We start from the raw sequence: 14,945 nt of genomic DNA on the forward strand, positions 1-14,945 counted from the left end.
CCCTCTATGATAAGGCCACAATAATAATAAAGTGCCGGTCCGCAGTCTGTCGTGACAGGCACTGACAGGCGCAGTAATTCCGCTGCCACAGCAGAGCACTCAGATGAAAGACAAAGCTACTTCATTCGATATTGCTTATATGGCCGGCGTATCGCAGTCCACCGTGTCACGTGCGCTGCGCAATAGCCCGCAGGTTAATAAAGCTACCCGTGAAAAGGTCCAGGCCATAGCGCGGCAGCTAAATTATAAAGTCGATAAAAACGCCAGTAATCTGCGCCAGCAGCGCAGTAGCACCCTGGCGTTATTGTTATTTGAAGACCCTACCACTGACGAGTCGTTAATTAACCCGTTTTTTTTATCCATGCTGGGCAGCATTACCCGCGCCTGCGCCAAACGCGGCCAGGACCTACTGGTGTCATTTCAACAGCTGAGTGACGACTGGCATGCCGATTACGAAGACAGCAATAAAGCCGATGGCATTATTTTGCTCGGCTATGGTGATTACAAAGATTACGAAGAAAAGTTAGCTAAACTGCTGGCGCAGGAAACGCATTTTGTCTGCTGGGGCGCTGAGGTATTGGGCCATCCGGAGTTTACCTTGCGTAGCAATAACTTTGAAGGCGGCCGTTTAGCCGGTGAACATTTGCTGGCGACCGGCCACAAAAAATTTGCTTTTATTGGCAATGCGTGTGAGGGAAGCCCGGAATTTTCAGAACGTTATCAAGGCTTTATTGATGCATTGCAAGCCGCTGGCATTCGCTCTGGTGATGTACCCCATGTTGATGCGAACTATACCGAAAGCGCCGGGGATAGCGCAGCGCAATGGTTGTTGCAGCATTATAAAGACATTGATGCCATTTTCTGCGCCAGTGATCTAATCGCCATTGGCGTGATGCAAGCGATTAAGCGCTCCGGATTGCGTATTCCGGAAGATATCGCTGTGATGGGCTTTGATGATATTCCGGTGGCCTCTTTCGCGTCGCCACCGTTAAGCACCATCCAGCAAGATACCCGCAAAGCCGGTGAACTGTTGGTACATAACCTACTACAACTTATTAATAATCAGCCTATTACGGAAAATCAGATCGAACCCAGGCTGGTTATTCGTCAGTCTTGCGGCGCCCGAGCATCAAGCTGATCCAACGCTTCTCGCAGCGTGGGATAAAAACTCAGCACTGCCGTTATCGGTTGAATGCCAGCACGGGCCAGCGTTTTTAGTGGCTGAAATTGCAAATCAGCAATCATTAACTCGGTATGGTTTCTCTGGCATTTGCTAATCAGCTTATTCAGTGCCGCCAGACCGCCGGCGTCTAACAGCGGTACGCCATCCATATACAGCACTATGCCTTTGCTGTGGTCAGTTAAGCGGGCTATGTCAGCAAAAATACGGTCGGCGGCAGCAAAAAACAGTGGCCCGCTGATCTTCAATACCTGCCAGCCCTCGGGAACCGGCTGCTCTACCTGTTTACGGTTGTTGCTGATGTCGGTGACTTTGCTCATTTCGGCAATTTCTTTGACAAACAGCAGCGCGGCCAAAAGAATGCCAGCGGTAATGGCAATCACCATATCAAACAGCACGGTCAGGCTAAAGCAGGTGATAAACACCCAGATATCACTTTTTGGTGCTGTTTTTAGCAAGTGTAAGGCTTTAGGCGCTTCACTCATATTCCAGGCCACCATCACCAGCAAAGCCGCCAGTGCCGCCATGGGCACATAAGACAGCAGCTGCGCTAATAAGACTAAGCCCAGCAGCACTACCATGGCATGTACCATGGCCGCAATGGGCGACTGGGCACCGGCTTTATAGTTAGCCGACGAACGCGCCAGTGCGGCGGTAGCGGTAATGCCGCCGAAAAACGGCGTGATAATATTGCCAATACCCTGGCCGAATAACTCGCTGTTGGCGCTGTGGCGCCGGCCCGACATGCCATCCAGCACGACGGCACATAACAGGGATTCAATCGCGCCTAGCATCGCTATGGCAAAAGCGGCCGCCAGTAAGTCTTTTACCAGTTGCCAGCTAAACGTCAGCATTTGACCGTCTGGCCCCGGGCGTAACCAGGGCCAGTCAAAATAGGGTAAATAGGGCGGAATACCATCGCCGCTGCTGCCATCTTCAGCGGTGTAACTAAAACGCGAGCCTATGGTGTCCAGCTCAACACCGCTGCTAATTAACAGTAGTGCCAGCAGGGTGCCAACAAACAGTGCCGGCAAATGGGCCGGTATCACGGTTTTTAATTTTGGCCATAGCAGCATGACCAGCAGAGTACTGGTTGCGACAATCAGGCTGGGAACAGACAGCAGCGGTAACTGCCGGGCCAGTAGCGCGACTTTCTCAACATAGTGCTCTGGCATATGGCTAATGGCGAGGCCAAAAAAGTCGTTAATTTGTAACGTAGCGATCACCACAGCAATGCCAGCGGTAAAGCCCAGCGTAACGGATTCAGGAATATACTCAATTAAACGGCCCAGCCGAAACATGGCCATCAGCAGCAGCAAGAATCCGGATAACACCGTGGCGATGAGTAAGCCGCTTAAGCCGTATTTCAGCGCCACCGGGTACAGAATAACGACAAAAGCCGCGGTCGGGCCGCTGATGCTGTACCGCGAGCCGCCGCTAAGGGCAATAACGAAGCCAGCAATAATCGCTGTGTATAAACCATATTGCGGCGCTACGCCCGAGGCAATCGCCAGTGCCATTGCCAGTGGTATGGCAATAATGCCGACGGTGACACCGGCCAGCAGATCTTTGCCCAGTTTATTCAGGTTATAGCCTTCGGCCAGCACGTCACGCAGCGCATGGCCAAGGCGCAGGGAAAACAGATGGGAACGGTCTGACACCACAACTCCGCTACAGCAGAACAGGTGCTGTTAGTTTAGCAAAGTGTGATGCAGCTGAGTATGCGCTATTAGTCTGAAAGCAAATAAAAAACCGCCGCTAAGCCAGCCGGCGGTTTTCTGTATAGTATGACAACTTAACGCGTGCTGTTTAAGATCAGCAAACCATGCGCAGCCAAAGTGTTGCCATCAAGATCATAGGCCCAACTGGCGCTTAAACCGCTTTGCTCAATAGCGCTGATATCGGCTGCTGCGTCGCTCAGGTTAAGCACAAACAGCGTTTTACTACCGTTTAGCTCGCGCGTAATTTGCACCAGGCCATTTTCCAATTGCTGCACATTGTAACTGCCATCGGTGCTAAGCTCTGGCCGTTGTTTTTTCTGTGCAATAAGTAGCTTATACAGCTGCCAGACAGAATCCGCTTGCGCTTGCTGCGCCGCCACACTGCGATCGGCTGCGCTTAGTTGTGCGCTAAGAAAATCCGGGTACCAGTTCGGGAAGTTATTGCCAAACAGTTCCAGCTGTTCTACCCAGCTATTGTCGTTTTGCGTAAAACCGGCTTGCGGGTTGTTATCCCATAGCATAGGCGCACGTTTATACACATCATGGCCGGTGCCGCCCTGGGTTAAGCCAATTTCTTCACCGTAATAAATGTAGGGTGTACCGGGCGAGCTAAACAGCATGGCCGCCGCCAGCTTGGCTTTGGCATCATGTTGCTGCAGCTGATAAGCAATCCGCTCCTGATCGTGGTTGGTTAAAAACGGCGCAAAAAAGCTCAGTGGTGCCACTGAGTCGGCACGCTGCTTAACATTGCGCTGCAAAATGCCGGCATCGGCTACTTTGGCGGTGTTTGAATTCATGGTGCCAAACTGGGCTTCGCCACTGGCATCGGGCTTTAGCAGGCCAAGAATGTTATAGCCGACTTCAAAATCAAAGCCCTGATCTAAGCCTTTACCCTCGCCGAAATAGCGCGCTGCAATGGGAATATCCACCCAGGCTTCGCCGACTAAATAGGCTTCTGGATTAACGCTTTTCACGTACTGGTTAAAGTCTTGCCAGTAGCCGATGGTATCTAAGGTGTCGGCCTGTGCATCCGGGCCACCTTCCATGGCAAAGCGCACCGCATCTAAACGAAAACCGGCCACGCCTTTATCCAGCCAGAATTTGGCCATCTTTTTCATTTCGGCGACCACATCGGGATGGTGCAGGTTAAGGTCTGGCTGGCTGGCACCAAAGGCAGCATAGTAATAAGCGTTGCGCTGCGCATTGTAATGCCACACCGCCTCGGGCTGGTCGTTATCGCTCCAGGCATGGCCCCAGCCGCTGCCGGCTGCAGGCATAGTGTCACGCCAGATAAAATAATCTTTGTATGGCGCCTCACCTGCAGCTGAGCGTTTAAACCAGTCATGCTCGCTGGAGATATGGTTAATCACCAAATCCAGAATCACCTTCATGCCCTTGGCGTCGGCGGCTTGGATAAAGGCTTCGAATTCTTCCATGCTGCCATAGTCGCTCTCTACCTGATAAAACTCAGTAAAGTCGTAACCGTGGTATGAGGGCGCTTCAAACATCGGCGTTAGCCACAGCGCCGTTACGCCCAAATCCTGCAAATAGGGCAGCTTGGCGGTCATGCCGTTAAAATCGCCATGGCCATCGGCGTTGGTGTCATAAAAGCTGCGCGGCCAAATTTGATAAAACACCGCCTCCTGCCACCAGGGGCTGGCACTAACACGGGGTATGTCGCTGGCCACTTGCTGTGATTCAGCTGCTGCGGTAGTGGTTTGCGTTTGACTGGTTTCGGGTTGGCAGCCAGCCAGTAATAAAGACAGCGCCAGTGCGCTTAGGTTAAAGCGTTTCATAGGGTCCCCGTGCGTTTTTCTGCTGCACCGGCTTAAAGCGCCGATGCACTGCTATGCTGATTAAGCCTTGGTAATAACGCCAAAATAGTGCAACAACAAGATGAATACGTATGCACAATTTTGCGCAAAATGGCTGCTATCGTGTAGCTTAGACCGATCTGTTGCGCTTACACAGATAATAATACATCCATCCGGGGAGCGGATATGAAACAACCTAAGTTATCTTTCTGGCAGATTTGGAACCTCAGCTTCGGCTTTTTAGGGGTGCAAATTGGTTTTGCGCTGCAAAACGGCAACGTTAGCCGCATTTTGTCAGATTTAGGCGCCGATTTATCGTCGCTATCGTTATTCTGGCTGGCGGCGCCGATAATGGGCCTGCTGGTGCAGCCAATTGTTGGTGCTGCTTCTGATCGCACCTGGAATAAACTCGGCCGGCGCTTACCCTTTATGCTTGGCGGTGCTGTGATTGCGGCAGCAGCGATGGTGTTACTGCCAAACTCGTCGATGGTGGTGGCCTTTATTCCGCCGATGTTATTTGGCTTGCTGATTTTCGCCATCAAGGATGCCGCTTTTAACGTCACGTTTCAGCCGTTTCGCTCCCTGGTATCGGACATGGTGCCACCAGAGCAGCGTAACCTGGGCTATTCGGTGCAAACCCTGCTGATTAATATCGGCGCCGTGTTTGGCTCAATTTTGCCGTTCGTGCTTACTAACGTAGTCGGGCTGGATAACGCTTCTAAAGCCGGCGAAGTAGCGCCTTCCGTAATCTGGGCTTTCTATATTGGTGCAACGGTATTGCTGGGCAGCGTATTGTGGACAGTGTTTCGCACCAAAGAGTACGCGCCAGAGCAATACTATGCCTACAAAGGCCTGGACAGCGAAGCACAGGCACTGGCCGAACAGGTGCGTAAATCCCGTAGCCTGGGCGAGAAGTTAAGCGACTTCTGGCAAACTATGCTCAGCATGCCAAAGATTATGAAACAACTGGCACTGGTGCAGTTTTTCAGCTGGTTTGCGCTGTTTATTATGTGGACTTACTTCCCGGCGGCCATTGCGCAAAACACCTGGGGTGTCGGGGTAGAGTGGTATAACGGCGATTATATTAAGCAAATGGGCGGCGTACCGGCGCATATCGCCGCGGCCAAAGGCGCGGCCGGTGACTGGGTGGGTATTTTATACGCCGGCTACTCGCTGTTTGCGGTGATGTTCTCACTGGTCATGGCGAAATTAGCTAACCTGTTTGGCCGCAAATTTGTCTACTCATTTTCACTATTAGCCGGTGGCCTGGGCTATTTAAGCTTTGTGCTGTTTACTGACCCCAGCATGACGCATGTAAACCTGTTAATTACCCAGGTAGAAATTCCTAAAGGCGCGCTGGGGCTGATGCTACCGATGGTCGGTGTCGGTATTGCATGGGCAGCCATTTTAGCCATGCCCTATGCGATACTGGCCGGTGCGTTACCGCCGGAGAAAACCGGTGTTTATATGGGGATTTTTAACTTTACCATCGCCGCACCACAAATTGTCTCAGGCTTAATTGCCGGCTGGATATTAGGCAGCGTATTTGACAACCATGCGGTGTATATCGTGATGCTGGCGGGCGCTGCCATGGTACTGGGTGCCTTGTCGGTATGGCTGGTTAAAGAGCAGGAAGTCACAAGCACCAGCTAAACCGTTCAAGGGGTCAGAGCAGTTGAAATGAAGGCACCAGAGCAGGTGCCTTCGTTGTTTCAGCGGTGCTGATCCAGCATAATCTGATTGCCGTCGGGATCTTCCAGTACGATATGCGCCGGCCCTGTTGTGCTGTCATCGGCCCTTTGCAGCAGGGTAATACCCTGTGTCAGCAAGTGCTGTTGAATAGTGCGCACATCGGTAAATTCAGCCAGGTTTTGTGCGTTTTGATCCCAGCCCGGATTAAAGGTCAGGATGTTTTTGTCAAACATGCCCTGAAATAAACCAATTATCGTGTCGCCGTTTTTTAAAATTAGCCAGCCCTGGCTTTGCTCACCACCCATGGCAGTAAAGCCGAGTTTTTCATAAAAGGCTTTGGAGGCGGCAATATCCTTTACCGCTAAACTGACCGAAAAGGCACCCAGTTGCATAACCGCGTCCTTGTTAACGTTTTTATCCAGTCTAGCCGCGGTTATAGGCTTCTGCCAGCCAGTGTTTTACGCTGTCATCGATATCGGCCGCGCTGCTAAGGCGGATGCGGTGGCTGCACATGGCGTTAAAACTGCCGGAGGCTTCCAGTTTTCCGGTTGGCTCAAGGCCTTTTAAATTCAGGCCTAAATCGAGCCGGCTGGCTGTTGAAGGCTGTAGCAAAGCAAATTGCTTATTGCGCCGCAAGCTAACATAAGCTTTCTTCGGGCTAAGCTCGACATCATCACCTAAGCTTTGCACAAAACTTATCAGTTCGTCGTACAGCGGTTTTAACCCCGCTTTAGCGCCGCTGTATTGCGCAGCCAGCAGATCCTCTGCCGCCGGTTCACCACCGGCCACGGCTTGTTTGGCGCGGTGGGCAATCAGATTGGCATTGCCATGGCCAAGGCCAAATTCGCTTTTCAGCCAGTTTACCAGTTCACTGTGTTTGCTGAAGTTTTGGCTGCTGGCCAGCGCCAGCCACTCTGCCTGGTTTTTGCCGCTAGTTTGCTCCAGATTACGCCACTGGCTTTGTTCAGCTGCTGTTACGTCGGTCATATGGTTCTCCTTAACTTATAGTGGCCAGTGTTCGGCGCGGGTGCGTTTGGGTAAAATAAAGCCCAGCTTGCTAAACAGGGCATACATAATGCGTGTGCCCAGTGTCGGCTTACCGGTTTCAACCACGGCTTTTAGCGTGTTCAGGATCATAGTGCTGCCGCCTTTCATATCTTTGGCGGTGCGGCTGCCGACCGGCAGATTGTCAACAATCAGGCTTACTTCAACACCTTGCTCTAGCTGCTTTAGCTGATAAGCTACTGTGCATTCCGGATCGTCATATTGGGTAAAGCGGAAGGTATGCACAAAGCGGTGCGGCGGCTCAAATTCGACCACCTTGCCAATAACTAGCACGTTGCGGCCATCACCGGTGCGCATTTGCAGGCTGGCGCCGGGCACCAGCGCCTGGGTATGCAGCCAGGCATTAAACACCGCCGCTTGTGGCTCGTCACTTTTCGTCAGCTCGCGCCAGATGGCTTCCAGCGTACCGTTTATGACTATTTTTGAGACCAACCTGTTGCTATCCGTCATACCTTATCCTTTGTTCTTGTTGTTACTTTTTCTGCTGCAGTCTGGTTTTCTACCGCGTATTTCAACCGGGTAAGCTGGCTGGCCCAAAAGTCGCGGTACTGCTCGCTCCAGCGCTCGTGAATTAATTGTAGTGGCACGGCGTTTAAGTAAAGCGGCCGCTCGCGGCCCTGCCTGTGTGCAATCACCAGATCGGCATCCAGCAGTACCTGCAAATGCTTCATCAGGCCAATACGGCTGATGTCGAACTCGCTGAGTAACTGGCTTAGCGTACAGCCGGGCCGGGCGGCGATAAGGTCCAGCAGCTGCCGACGGCTGCTGTTTGCCAGCGCCAGAAATACCGTATCAAGTTGTTGCTCGTTCACAATACCTCCAATAAGTAACCTAATGGTTACCTATGGTGGTGAAACTGTCAAGTACGACCAGTAGAAAGCTAGCGCCCGTGCAATAGCCCAGTTAAGGCAATCCGTAGGCTAGTTTTTGGAAATTATGTTGAAATCTTAACTTAGCTCTTGTTAAGAAAGTGATTGGTTTATTTTGAATTTATATTTAGTTAATTAAATGTGTTATATTTGTGCTTGGTTATGGTTAGACTTCAAACTGATTGCATAAGGAATTACCTATGGCAACGCCACAGCAAAAGCAACATGTACGGGAACTGATTAATACGCTTTATCACCGTGCCGGAGTTAAAGCCCAATTCCGGGGTGAGATAAATGAAGATGTTGCAGCAGTTGTTGGTCAGCTATTGACGGAGATCGGAACCTGCTCAGATGCGTTTCGTTGGGTGCCTAGGCCGACCGGCGGTAAAGCCAGTATTTTGTGGCTAGCTAAAAACATAACGAAAAGCGTAATGGCAGAGCTAAAACAGAAGCAATCAGTAACCTGCATGCGTGCTCGTATACTGCAGCATAAAACATCATTGGAGATGGCAGCGGCCGGATTGGCCTACTAACTAAGGCGGATACATGATTAAACAACTATTATTGCTCTCTCTGCTTACCCTGTCTGCTTGCAGTTTACATGCGCAGCCATCTGTTACAAACTGGCCAGCATTTAATTGCAACAGTGGCGATGTCACCATTACTTTTGTTGATCTACATATTTGCACTAATACCACAACCAACAGCAAAGTCGCGGTGTTAGCAGGTGTAATACCAACTATGGTATTTGAACAAGGCGACAATCGCTTTGATGCGCTTAGCTATGAATCTGCCGATAAAGCATTGTCTGGCCTACCTGCTCACTTAGATGCAGCAAATGCCAGTCAGGCGTTAGACACCTTGTTTTCCTGGCCTGATAGCTCAAATCTGACAGCCAAACAACAGGTACTGTTACAGGTATTTGGTATTGAGGCTAATACCAAGCTTATGCAATTTAACAAACACAATATAGTAGCATATATACGGTTAAATGAGGGCGCTGCTGACAATACAGTTTTTATTATCGTTGGCGATAGCAACAATCTTTACCGCTTAATTGGCAATTTCGATGAAGTTGGCGTACAGCAATGGCTTCGCTCAATCAGTATTGAATAGGTTTAGCGCAATTCCTGATGATCTGCAGTTTGAAACTTACGGTCACCTTTATTGCCACGATTGTGACAGCAGTGACGGCCGTAATGGGGTATCTCAATGAAGCCAATATTAATTATCACCGGCTTACTGTTAACAGGCTTGCTGTTTTTTATCGATTCGCACGCTACACCTGCGCAGAAGCTTTGCCCGCCAGCAGAGTTCCTACTGCCAGGCGTGTCGGCGAGCACAGATCAGAACTTTGATATAGCGGACACGTATGAGGTCGCCAGCTTAATGTTTCCTGCCGAATATGTTGCCGGGCATGTGCCGGGTTATCACGCCGAAATAAACTGGTTAAATAACAACACGCTTAAACAGCCGCTTTACATCAATATCAGAACGGTACCAGCAAAAGCTTTTACTGTTAATCCATCAGCGGTAAGAGCAATAGCAGATCTGGACGCGAGTCTATATACCGATACACCATCTGACGAGTTTAGTTGGAATATCAGCCGCAGGGAAGGTGAAAACTTTGTTCCCTGGGGAAGCTGTAGTGATAATTTTAATGGTAGTCGAAGCTGCTTTCGTAACCTGAATGTGGGAAAGTATTGGTTAACCTACAACGTTGAAGCCGAAAACATTGCCGCATATCTGCAAATTGATCAGTTCTTAGTAACGCAGGTAACAGCGTGGAGTTGCAACCAACAGCGGCAAGTAGAAAATTAAACAACTTAATCATCTACAGCATTTTCTTCACTGCTCAAAAAAAGCGGCTCCAGGCTAAAAATGCCGAGACGCCGCTGTCACGGTCGGTCAGCGGGCTATTAGCGATGCTGTTGTCGTACCAGTGGTACTGTATACCCAGCCGGGTTATGCCGCCAAAAAACACCGGGGTGCTAAGGGCGACGCCGGTGTGGTAGTTTACCGCAGAGTCAGCCCGGTACGCAGGCCGCTCGGCGGTGACTTCTGTTTCGCGCACGCCGTAGTAGTAATTCACCAGTTTGCTGGAGGAATAACTTACCCCCACCTCCGGGCTAACTTGCAGTGGGCCAAAACGCAGGCCATAGCTAAATTTGAGCTTCAGTTCCTGGCCGTTCGAGTTGCCCAGCACATCGGTTAAGGCTTCGGTGTCCAGCGTCCAGTTATCAATGCGGTATTGCAGGCCAAGGCCGGCATCCAGCGAGCTTTTACGCTTCATGCCAACAAACACATCACTGTCGCCCTCGTCATAGCCAGCAAAGCGTGGGGAAAGTTTGGCGCTTAGGCTGACGTCATTGGCCTTGGCCAACTCATAGCTAACAAAAGGGCCGTATACCGATAACTTCTCGCCACGATATCCTAGCAGCGGCAACGGTATTACCCGGCGTTTATAACCGCGGTAAATCTCCTGGTTTATGCCAACGCCCACGCCATACAAAAAGCCCTGCGGTGGTTCGGCGCTGCGGTGTTGTTGGGCAAAGGCCGCTGTGCTTAACAGCGGCAGGCTACAAACAGCGACAAGCGCTAGTGGACGTATAACAGACATAAGTTTCCCTTTATTCAGTCAGGCGTAGGCCAAGTGTGCCACGGTAATATCTTGTTTACTGTGACAAAGGGTAAACCGATCAGTTAAGCGCGTGCTGCGAGATATGCCTGGATATCTCAACAATGGCGGCTTTACCGCTGAATTCAAACCGCACTTTACCCAGCGATGAAAAGTACAGCTCCAGTTCTGAGTCCAAATCAAAGGTGCCGGAAGTTTCTACCGAATACGCCACAATGTTTTTATACGGCATAGAGGTGAAGTCTTTTTTGCTGCCGGTTAAGCCCTGCACATTTAGCGCAATAATGCGCTTGCTGGTAAATACCACGCCATCACGCAGCGAGCTGTAGCTGTCGACAACCTGCTCGTCCGGCAGCAACAGCGCCGCTACTTTGTCGGCATAGTCGGGGTTTTGTTTTAGCTTAAACACGGTTTTGTTATCAAAGTCGATCATGGCTGGTCCTTGTGCACTGTTTCGGGTAAGTGTAGCAGGCGTTCACTGCGCCAGACGCGGATCAGGCTGCGCGCACTTAGCTAATACCCAGCAGTTGTTTTGCCTGTTCTGCACTTACCGTATTGCCATTACGAATATCCGCCAGTCCAGCTGCTACGGCCAAGATGTATCGCCAGCCGCACGGTGTCTTGCATAATAGACAAATCGGCAAAACTCGGCGGCTACGAAACAATGGCCTCAGTTGTTTGATTTAATAACGTGATCAAAGCTACCCTTTCTAAATGCTGACTCGACGTAGTAGATAGTTTTCTCATAGATCCCCATCTGTACATCATCAAATTTTGCCTCATGTTCCTCATTAAACAGAGGGTGATCTTCGTCATAAAAGGGGTACATCAGCCGGGCTTTCTTTTTTTCTATTACCGCTAAATCAATCAGTGCTTCGGCTTCTTCTTCGCTTAAAAAAATCGGTGGCACTGTATCAACGGCAGGGAAAGCTTCTTTCAGCGCTTCGTAGCCTTCTTTATGCACAATTTGAGCAATTTCCTCAACCAGTTCTACCGGCATTACTACTTCACGCTTAATCATAAATTTACCACCTTGGACAAGGCTCCGGGATACGTCTCAATTATTTTTCCATACCTGTCTATCTTTATATCACAAGGCTTCATCAATGCGGCAAGTTCAGTAAGCAATGCCGTTAGTTCAAGCACCGTCATAGGCTTAGATACGTTTAGCAAGGGATGATCTTTATCCTTTATGTTAAACACTAGATCACCCGGAATTTTGCTACCTTTAGGTATTACCCACACCTGGCCTTCCAAAGCCTTCTTTGCCAAAGTTTCAACGCTATCAGAAAAAGACAAACCTTTAATAGGGTTAGGGTAAACCATCTCTAAGCCGGTGTCTGGATCAATACGAACATCCAAATCTTTCCTCCGTGGCCCATCGGCACGAGCGATCTTAGGAGAACTTGAATTACCGCCCCCTCTGAAAATCCCATGCAAGTTATTGTAAATTTTCCATATTTCGTTTGGTCCGACAGTAGTGAACTGTCCTTTTGATAATAGAATTGACATAAAACCTCTTATTTTCGCAAAGTCTGAATTTTGTAAATCAAAATTAAGCTATCACAAATAACTATGATTTAACAAAATAAAAACATAAAATTCATGTTTATTTGCGTCTGAAAACGCCGAAACATTCAGGAATAAGATGTAATGCCAAAAACTAAACTTGCCGTTAACTGGATTGAAGATAAACAGCCTGTACAACAAGGTATCTATTTGGTTGCTGTGCGCTATCAAACCGGCTTTGGCGCTTATGACGTTGTCGCATGGGATGGCGAGCAGTGGCAGTTAGACGCCTCCATCAATGTTGTCGGCTGGATAGTGTTTGATGACTTTCTAAAAAATCTGGATATCAGCTGGCCGGTATCAGATCAAAAAGGAGATGCGGCTTTTAAAGCCCGGTATGAGGCTGACAAAGATAACTTTAAGCCGGATGAGTTTGTTGAGGTTGAGTAATTCATTAGCAATTGTCGCAGCATTTTGAACCATATAGTGGCTTTATACATGGTTTCAAGCGAAAGGCCACATAGCATAAGGTACACCACGCTAGACTAACGAATATCAAGCACTAAGGTGCCGCGGGCGGGTACGGTGAGCTGCTTATCCAGCTTAATCTGTTTACCGCTAATCACCTCAGTGGCAGTTTTACCTAGTGGTAGCACTTCATTAAAGCGGGCTAAGTCCAGCGTTACCGGCTCGCTTTGTTTATTCATCACCACCATCACCGTTTGCGTATCGTTATAACGGAAGTAAGTGTAGGTGCCGTTATCGGGGGCGAAGTGCATTAGCTTGCCGCTGTAAATGGCGCTGGCGGTTTTGCGCCAGTTCAGTAAGGTTTTTACCAGCTGCTGGGCGCTTTTTTGCGTGGTGTTTAAGCCTTTGCCGGTAAAGGCGTTGACCTTATCGCCGGCCCAGCCGCCGGGAAAATCGCTGCGTACTTTGCCGTCATCGCGCTGTTTTGGGCTTTGCATGGCGATTTCAGTGCCGTAAAACAGCTGCGGTATACCGCGCATGGTGGCCAGGTAGCTGATGGCCATGCGGTATAAATCCATATCCTCATTTAACAAAGAGAAAATGCGCGCCGTATCGTGGTTGCCTTCAAAAATCACCAGGTTAAACGGGTCGGCATACACATGGTCGTTGCTGAGCATCTCATATAAGTCAATCCAGCCGCCATTCCAGCTCTCTTCACTGGTTAAGGCTTTTAGCAGGGCATCGTACAGCGGAAAATCCAGCATGCTGGGGGTGTGCGACACATAACCGTCTTTATTGTGTTTGCCGCGCTGCCAGTACGACACAATAAGCGGGTTGGGGCTCCACTCTTCACCGACAATATTAAAGTTGGGGTATTCCAGCATCAGGCGGCGGCCCCACTCGGTTAAAAAGGCTTTGTCGGCATAGCTGTAGGTATCTTCGCGAATGCCGGATAAGTTAGCGTACTCCACCCACCAGATGCTGTTTTGAATAAGGTAGGTGGCTAACAGCGGGTGGCGCTGGTTTAAGTCTGGCATGCTGTCGACAAACCAGCCATCGGTAAACTGGGCGCTATCTATGTTACTGGCGTAAGGGTCTTGCACGGTGCTGCGGTTATGGTTGGTGCCGACAAAGGCAGCGCCGGTTAAAAATGCTTGGTTATTTAGCCAGTTTGTGTCGGGCAGGTCGCTTAGCCACCAGTGCTGATGGCCAATATGGTTAACAATAATATCCTGGATCACCTTAATACCCAGCTTATTGGCCTTGGCGACTAAGTCGCGATACTGCGCATTGCTGCCAAAGCGCGGGTCTATGTTGTATAAATCGGTGGCGGCATAGCCGTGGTAGGAATAAGCGCTTTGGTTATTTTCGGTCAGTGGCGTGGGCCACATTGCGCTAAAGCCCATATCGGCCAGATACGGCAGGGCGTTGACCATACCGGCCAAGTCACCGCCGTGACGGCCGCTGTCATCGCTGCGATTAGCAGGCTCTAACATGCCGGGCACAGAATCGTTAGTCGGGTCGCCGTTGGCAAAACGGTCAGGTGTTAGCAGGTAAATGACATCAGAAGCGTTAAAGCCTTGGCGCTGCGCTGAGCCGGGGCGGCGCGCTAACAGCGGATATGGCAGGGTCTGACGCTTATCGGCACATTGAAGCTGAATCGGTAAGTCACCGGGGGCAATATCGCTAGCCAGCGTCAGGTTGATAAACAGGTAATTCGGGTTAGTGGTGGTAGTGGTTCCGGTTAGCGTAGCGCCGGGATAATTCAGGCTGGCATTGCACTGTGCCAGCTTATCGCCGTATAGCATCAGTTGCAGCTGTGGGTGCTGCATGCCCGCCCACCAGTTGGCCGGTTCAATCCGCTGTACCTGTTGCGCCAGCAGCGGACTGCTGGCTAGAACCAGTAGTGCGCTTGCGGTAAAGGCTGCCGAAATAGGGTTCATCTGTCTCTCCTGCGTTGATGCTGGCTAAACCTTAGCCAGCCCGGCT

17 protein-coding genes are annotated in these 14,945 nt (G+C 50.1%); 6 read left to right on the forward strand and 11 right to left on the reverse strand.

Annotated features, from left to right (window positions below; all coding sequences use genetic code 11):
* Positions 1-103 precede the first annotated feature (103 nt).
* A complete protein-coding gene (locus tag EYB30_RS08855) occupies positions 104-1,138 on the forward strand; it encodes a LacI family DNA-binding transcriptional regulator (RefSeq protein WP_166838551.1) in 1,035 nt (344 codons plus the stop codon).
* On the opposite strand, the gene dauA is transcribed toward EYB30_RS08855, so the two are convergent.
* The gene (dauA, locus tag EYB30_RS08860; protein WP_166838552.1) at positions 1,108-2,841 is read right to left on the reverse strand and encodes a C4-dicarboxylic acid transporter DauA; all 1,734 of its coding nucleotides are present in this window, start codon (positions 2,839-2,841) and stop codon (positions 1,108-1,110) included. The two genes, EYB30_RS08855 and dauA, sit on opposite strands and share 31 nt — an antisense overlap.
* A 134-nt stretch (positions 2,842-2,975) precedes the next feature.
* Positions 2,976-4,697 carry an alpha-amylase family glycosyl hydrolase gene (locus EYB30_RS08865; protein ID WP_166838553.1) on the reverse strand — a complete coding sequence of 574 codons (1,722 nt, stop codon included), beginning with the start codon at positions 4,695-4,697 and terminating at the stop codon, positions 2,976-2,978.
* 204 nt (positions 4,698-4,901) lie between these two features.
* Between EYB30_RS08865 and EYB30_RS08870 the strand changes: the two genes are divergently transcribed.
* The gene (locus EYB30_RS08870) at positions 4,902-6,368 is read left to right on the forward strand and encodes an MFS transporter (RefSeq protein ID WP_166838554.1); all 1,467 of its coding nucleotides are present in this window, start codon (positions 4,902-4,904) and stop codon (positions 6,366-6,368) included.
* A 59-nt stretch (positions 6,369-6,427) separates the two neighbouring features.
* Here the strand turns inward: EYB30_RS08870 and EYB30_RS08875 are convergent, their stop codons facing one another.
* The 4 genes from EYB30_RS08875 to EYB30_RS08890 are packed head-to-tail and all read right to left on the reverse strand — an operon-like array spanning position 6,428 to position 8,284.
* On the reverse strand, positions 6,428-6,799 hold the full coding sequence (locus EYB30_RS08875) for a VOC family protein (protein ID WP_166838555.1): 372 nt from the start codon (positions 6,797-6,799) through the stop codon (positions 6,428-6,430).
* A 31-nt stretch (positions 6,800-6,830) separates the two neighbouring features.
* Entirely contained in the window at positions 6,831-7,394 is a 564-nt protein-coding gene (locus tag EYB30_RS08880) for a DUF5655 domain-containing protein (RefSeq protein ID WP_166838556.1), read from the reverse strand.
* A gap of 15 nt (positions 7,395-7,409) precedes the next feature.
* A complete protein-coding gene (locus EYB30_RS08885; protein ID WP_166838557.1) occupies positions 7,410-7,922 on the reverse strand; it encodes an SRPBCC domain-containing protein in 513 nt (170 codons plus the stop codon).
* On the reverse strand, positions 7,919-8,284 hold the full coding sequence (locus tag EYB30_RS08890) for an ArsR/SmtB family transcription factor (protein WP_166838558.1): 366 nt from the start codon (positions 8,282-8,284) through the stop codon (positions 7,919-7,921). The genes EYB30_RS08885 and EYB30_RS08890 overlap by 4 nt, the downstream gene beginning before the upstream one ends.
* Positions 8,285-8,541: 257 nt before the next feature.
* Here EYB30_RS08890 and EYB30_RS08895 point away from each other — a divergent pair, with 257 nt between their 5' ends.
* The 3 genes from EYB30_RS08895 (at position 8,542) to EYB30_RS08905 (ending at position 10,162) form a co-directional block, all read left to right on the forward strand.
* Positions 8,542-8,874, forward strand: a complete 333-nt coding sequence (locus EYB30_RS08895; protein ID WP_166838559.1) for a hypothetical protein — start codon at positions 8,542-8,544, stop codon at positions 8,872-8,874.
* 13 nt (positions 8,875-8,887) lie between these two features.
* Positions 8,888-9,457 (forward strand): hypothetical protein, encoded by a 570-nt coding sequence (locus EYB30_RS08900; RefSeq protein ID WP_166838560.1) that lies wholly within the window; start codon positions 8,888-8,890, stop codon positions 9,455-9,457.
* Between the two features lie 96 nt (positions 9,458-9,553).
* Positions 9,554-10,162 carry a hypothetical protein gene (locus tag EYB30_RS08905; RefSeq protein ID WP_206674602.1) on the forward strand — a complete coding sequence of 203 codons (609 nt, stop codon included), beginning with the start codon at positions 9,554-9,556 and terminating at the stop codon, positions 10,160-10,162.
* A gap of 34 nt (positions 10,163-10,196) precedes the next feature.
* Here EYB30_RS08905 and EYB30_RS08910 read toward each other — a convergent pair whose 3' ends face one another.
* The 4 genes from EYB30_RS08910 to EYB30_RS08925 all read right to left on the reverse strand — a co-directional run bounded on the left by EYB30_RS08910 (position 10,197) and on the right by EYB30_RS08925 (position 12,491).
* Positions 10,197-10,961, reverse strand: a complete 765-nt coding sequence (locus tag EYB30_RS08910; protein WP_166838562.1) for a MipA/OmpV family protein — start codon at positions 10,959-10,961, stop codon at positions 10,197-10,199.
* Positions 10,962-11,040: 79 nt separating this feature from the next.
* Positions 11,041-11,412 (reverse strand): PH domain-containing protein, encoded by a 372-nt coding sequence (locus EYB30_RS08915; RefSeq protein WP_166838563.1) that lies wholly within the window; start codon positions 11,410-11,412, stop codon positions 11,041-11,043.
* Positions 11,413-11,649: 237 nt separating this feature from the next.
* On the reverse strand, positions 11,650-12,000 hold the full coding sequence (locus EYB30_RS08920) for a hypothetical protein (RefSeq protein WP_166838564.1): 351 nt from the start codon (positions 11,998-12,000) through the stop codon (positions 11,650-11,652).
* Complete coding sequence (locus tag EYB30_RS08925) at positions 11,997-12,491, reverse strand: Tse2 family ADP-ribosyltransferase toxin (protein WP_166838565.1); 495 nt, start codon at positions 12,489-12,491, stop codon at positions 11,997-11,999. Before EYB30_RS08925 ends, EYB30_RS08920 begins: the two co-directional genes overlap by 4 nt.
* Before the next feature lie 141 nt (positions 12,492-12,632).
* On the opposite strand from EYB30_RS08925, the gene EYB30_RS18500 reads away from it, so the two are divergent.
* Complete coding sequence (locus EYB30_RS18500) at positions 12,633-12,938, forward strand: hypothetical protein (RefSeq protein WP_174978740.1); 306 nt, start codon at positions 12,633-12,635, stop codon at positions 12,936-12,938.
* A 95-nt stretch (positions 12,939-13,033) separates the two neighbouring features.
* Here the strand turns inward: EYB30_RS18500 and EYB30_RS08935 are convergent, their stop codons facing one another.
* A complete protein-coding gene (locus EYB30_RS08935) occupies positions 13,034-14,899 on the reverse strand; it encodes a glycoside hydrolase family 13 protein (RefSeq protein WP_166838566.1) in 1,866 nt (621 codons plus the stop codon).
* Between the last annotated feature and the right edge of the window lie 46 nt (positions 14,900-14,945).

Origin of the sequence: Rheinheimera pleomorphica, assembly GCF_011634895.1 — a bacterium.
In the GTDB taxonomy this organism is placed as follows: domain Bacteria; phylum Pseudomonadota; class Gammaproteobacteria; order Enterobacterales; family Alteromonadaceae; genus Alishewanella; species Alishewanella pleomorphica.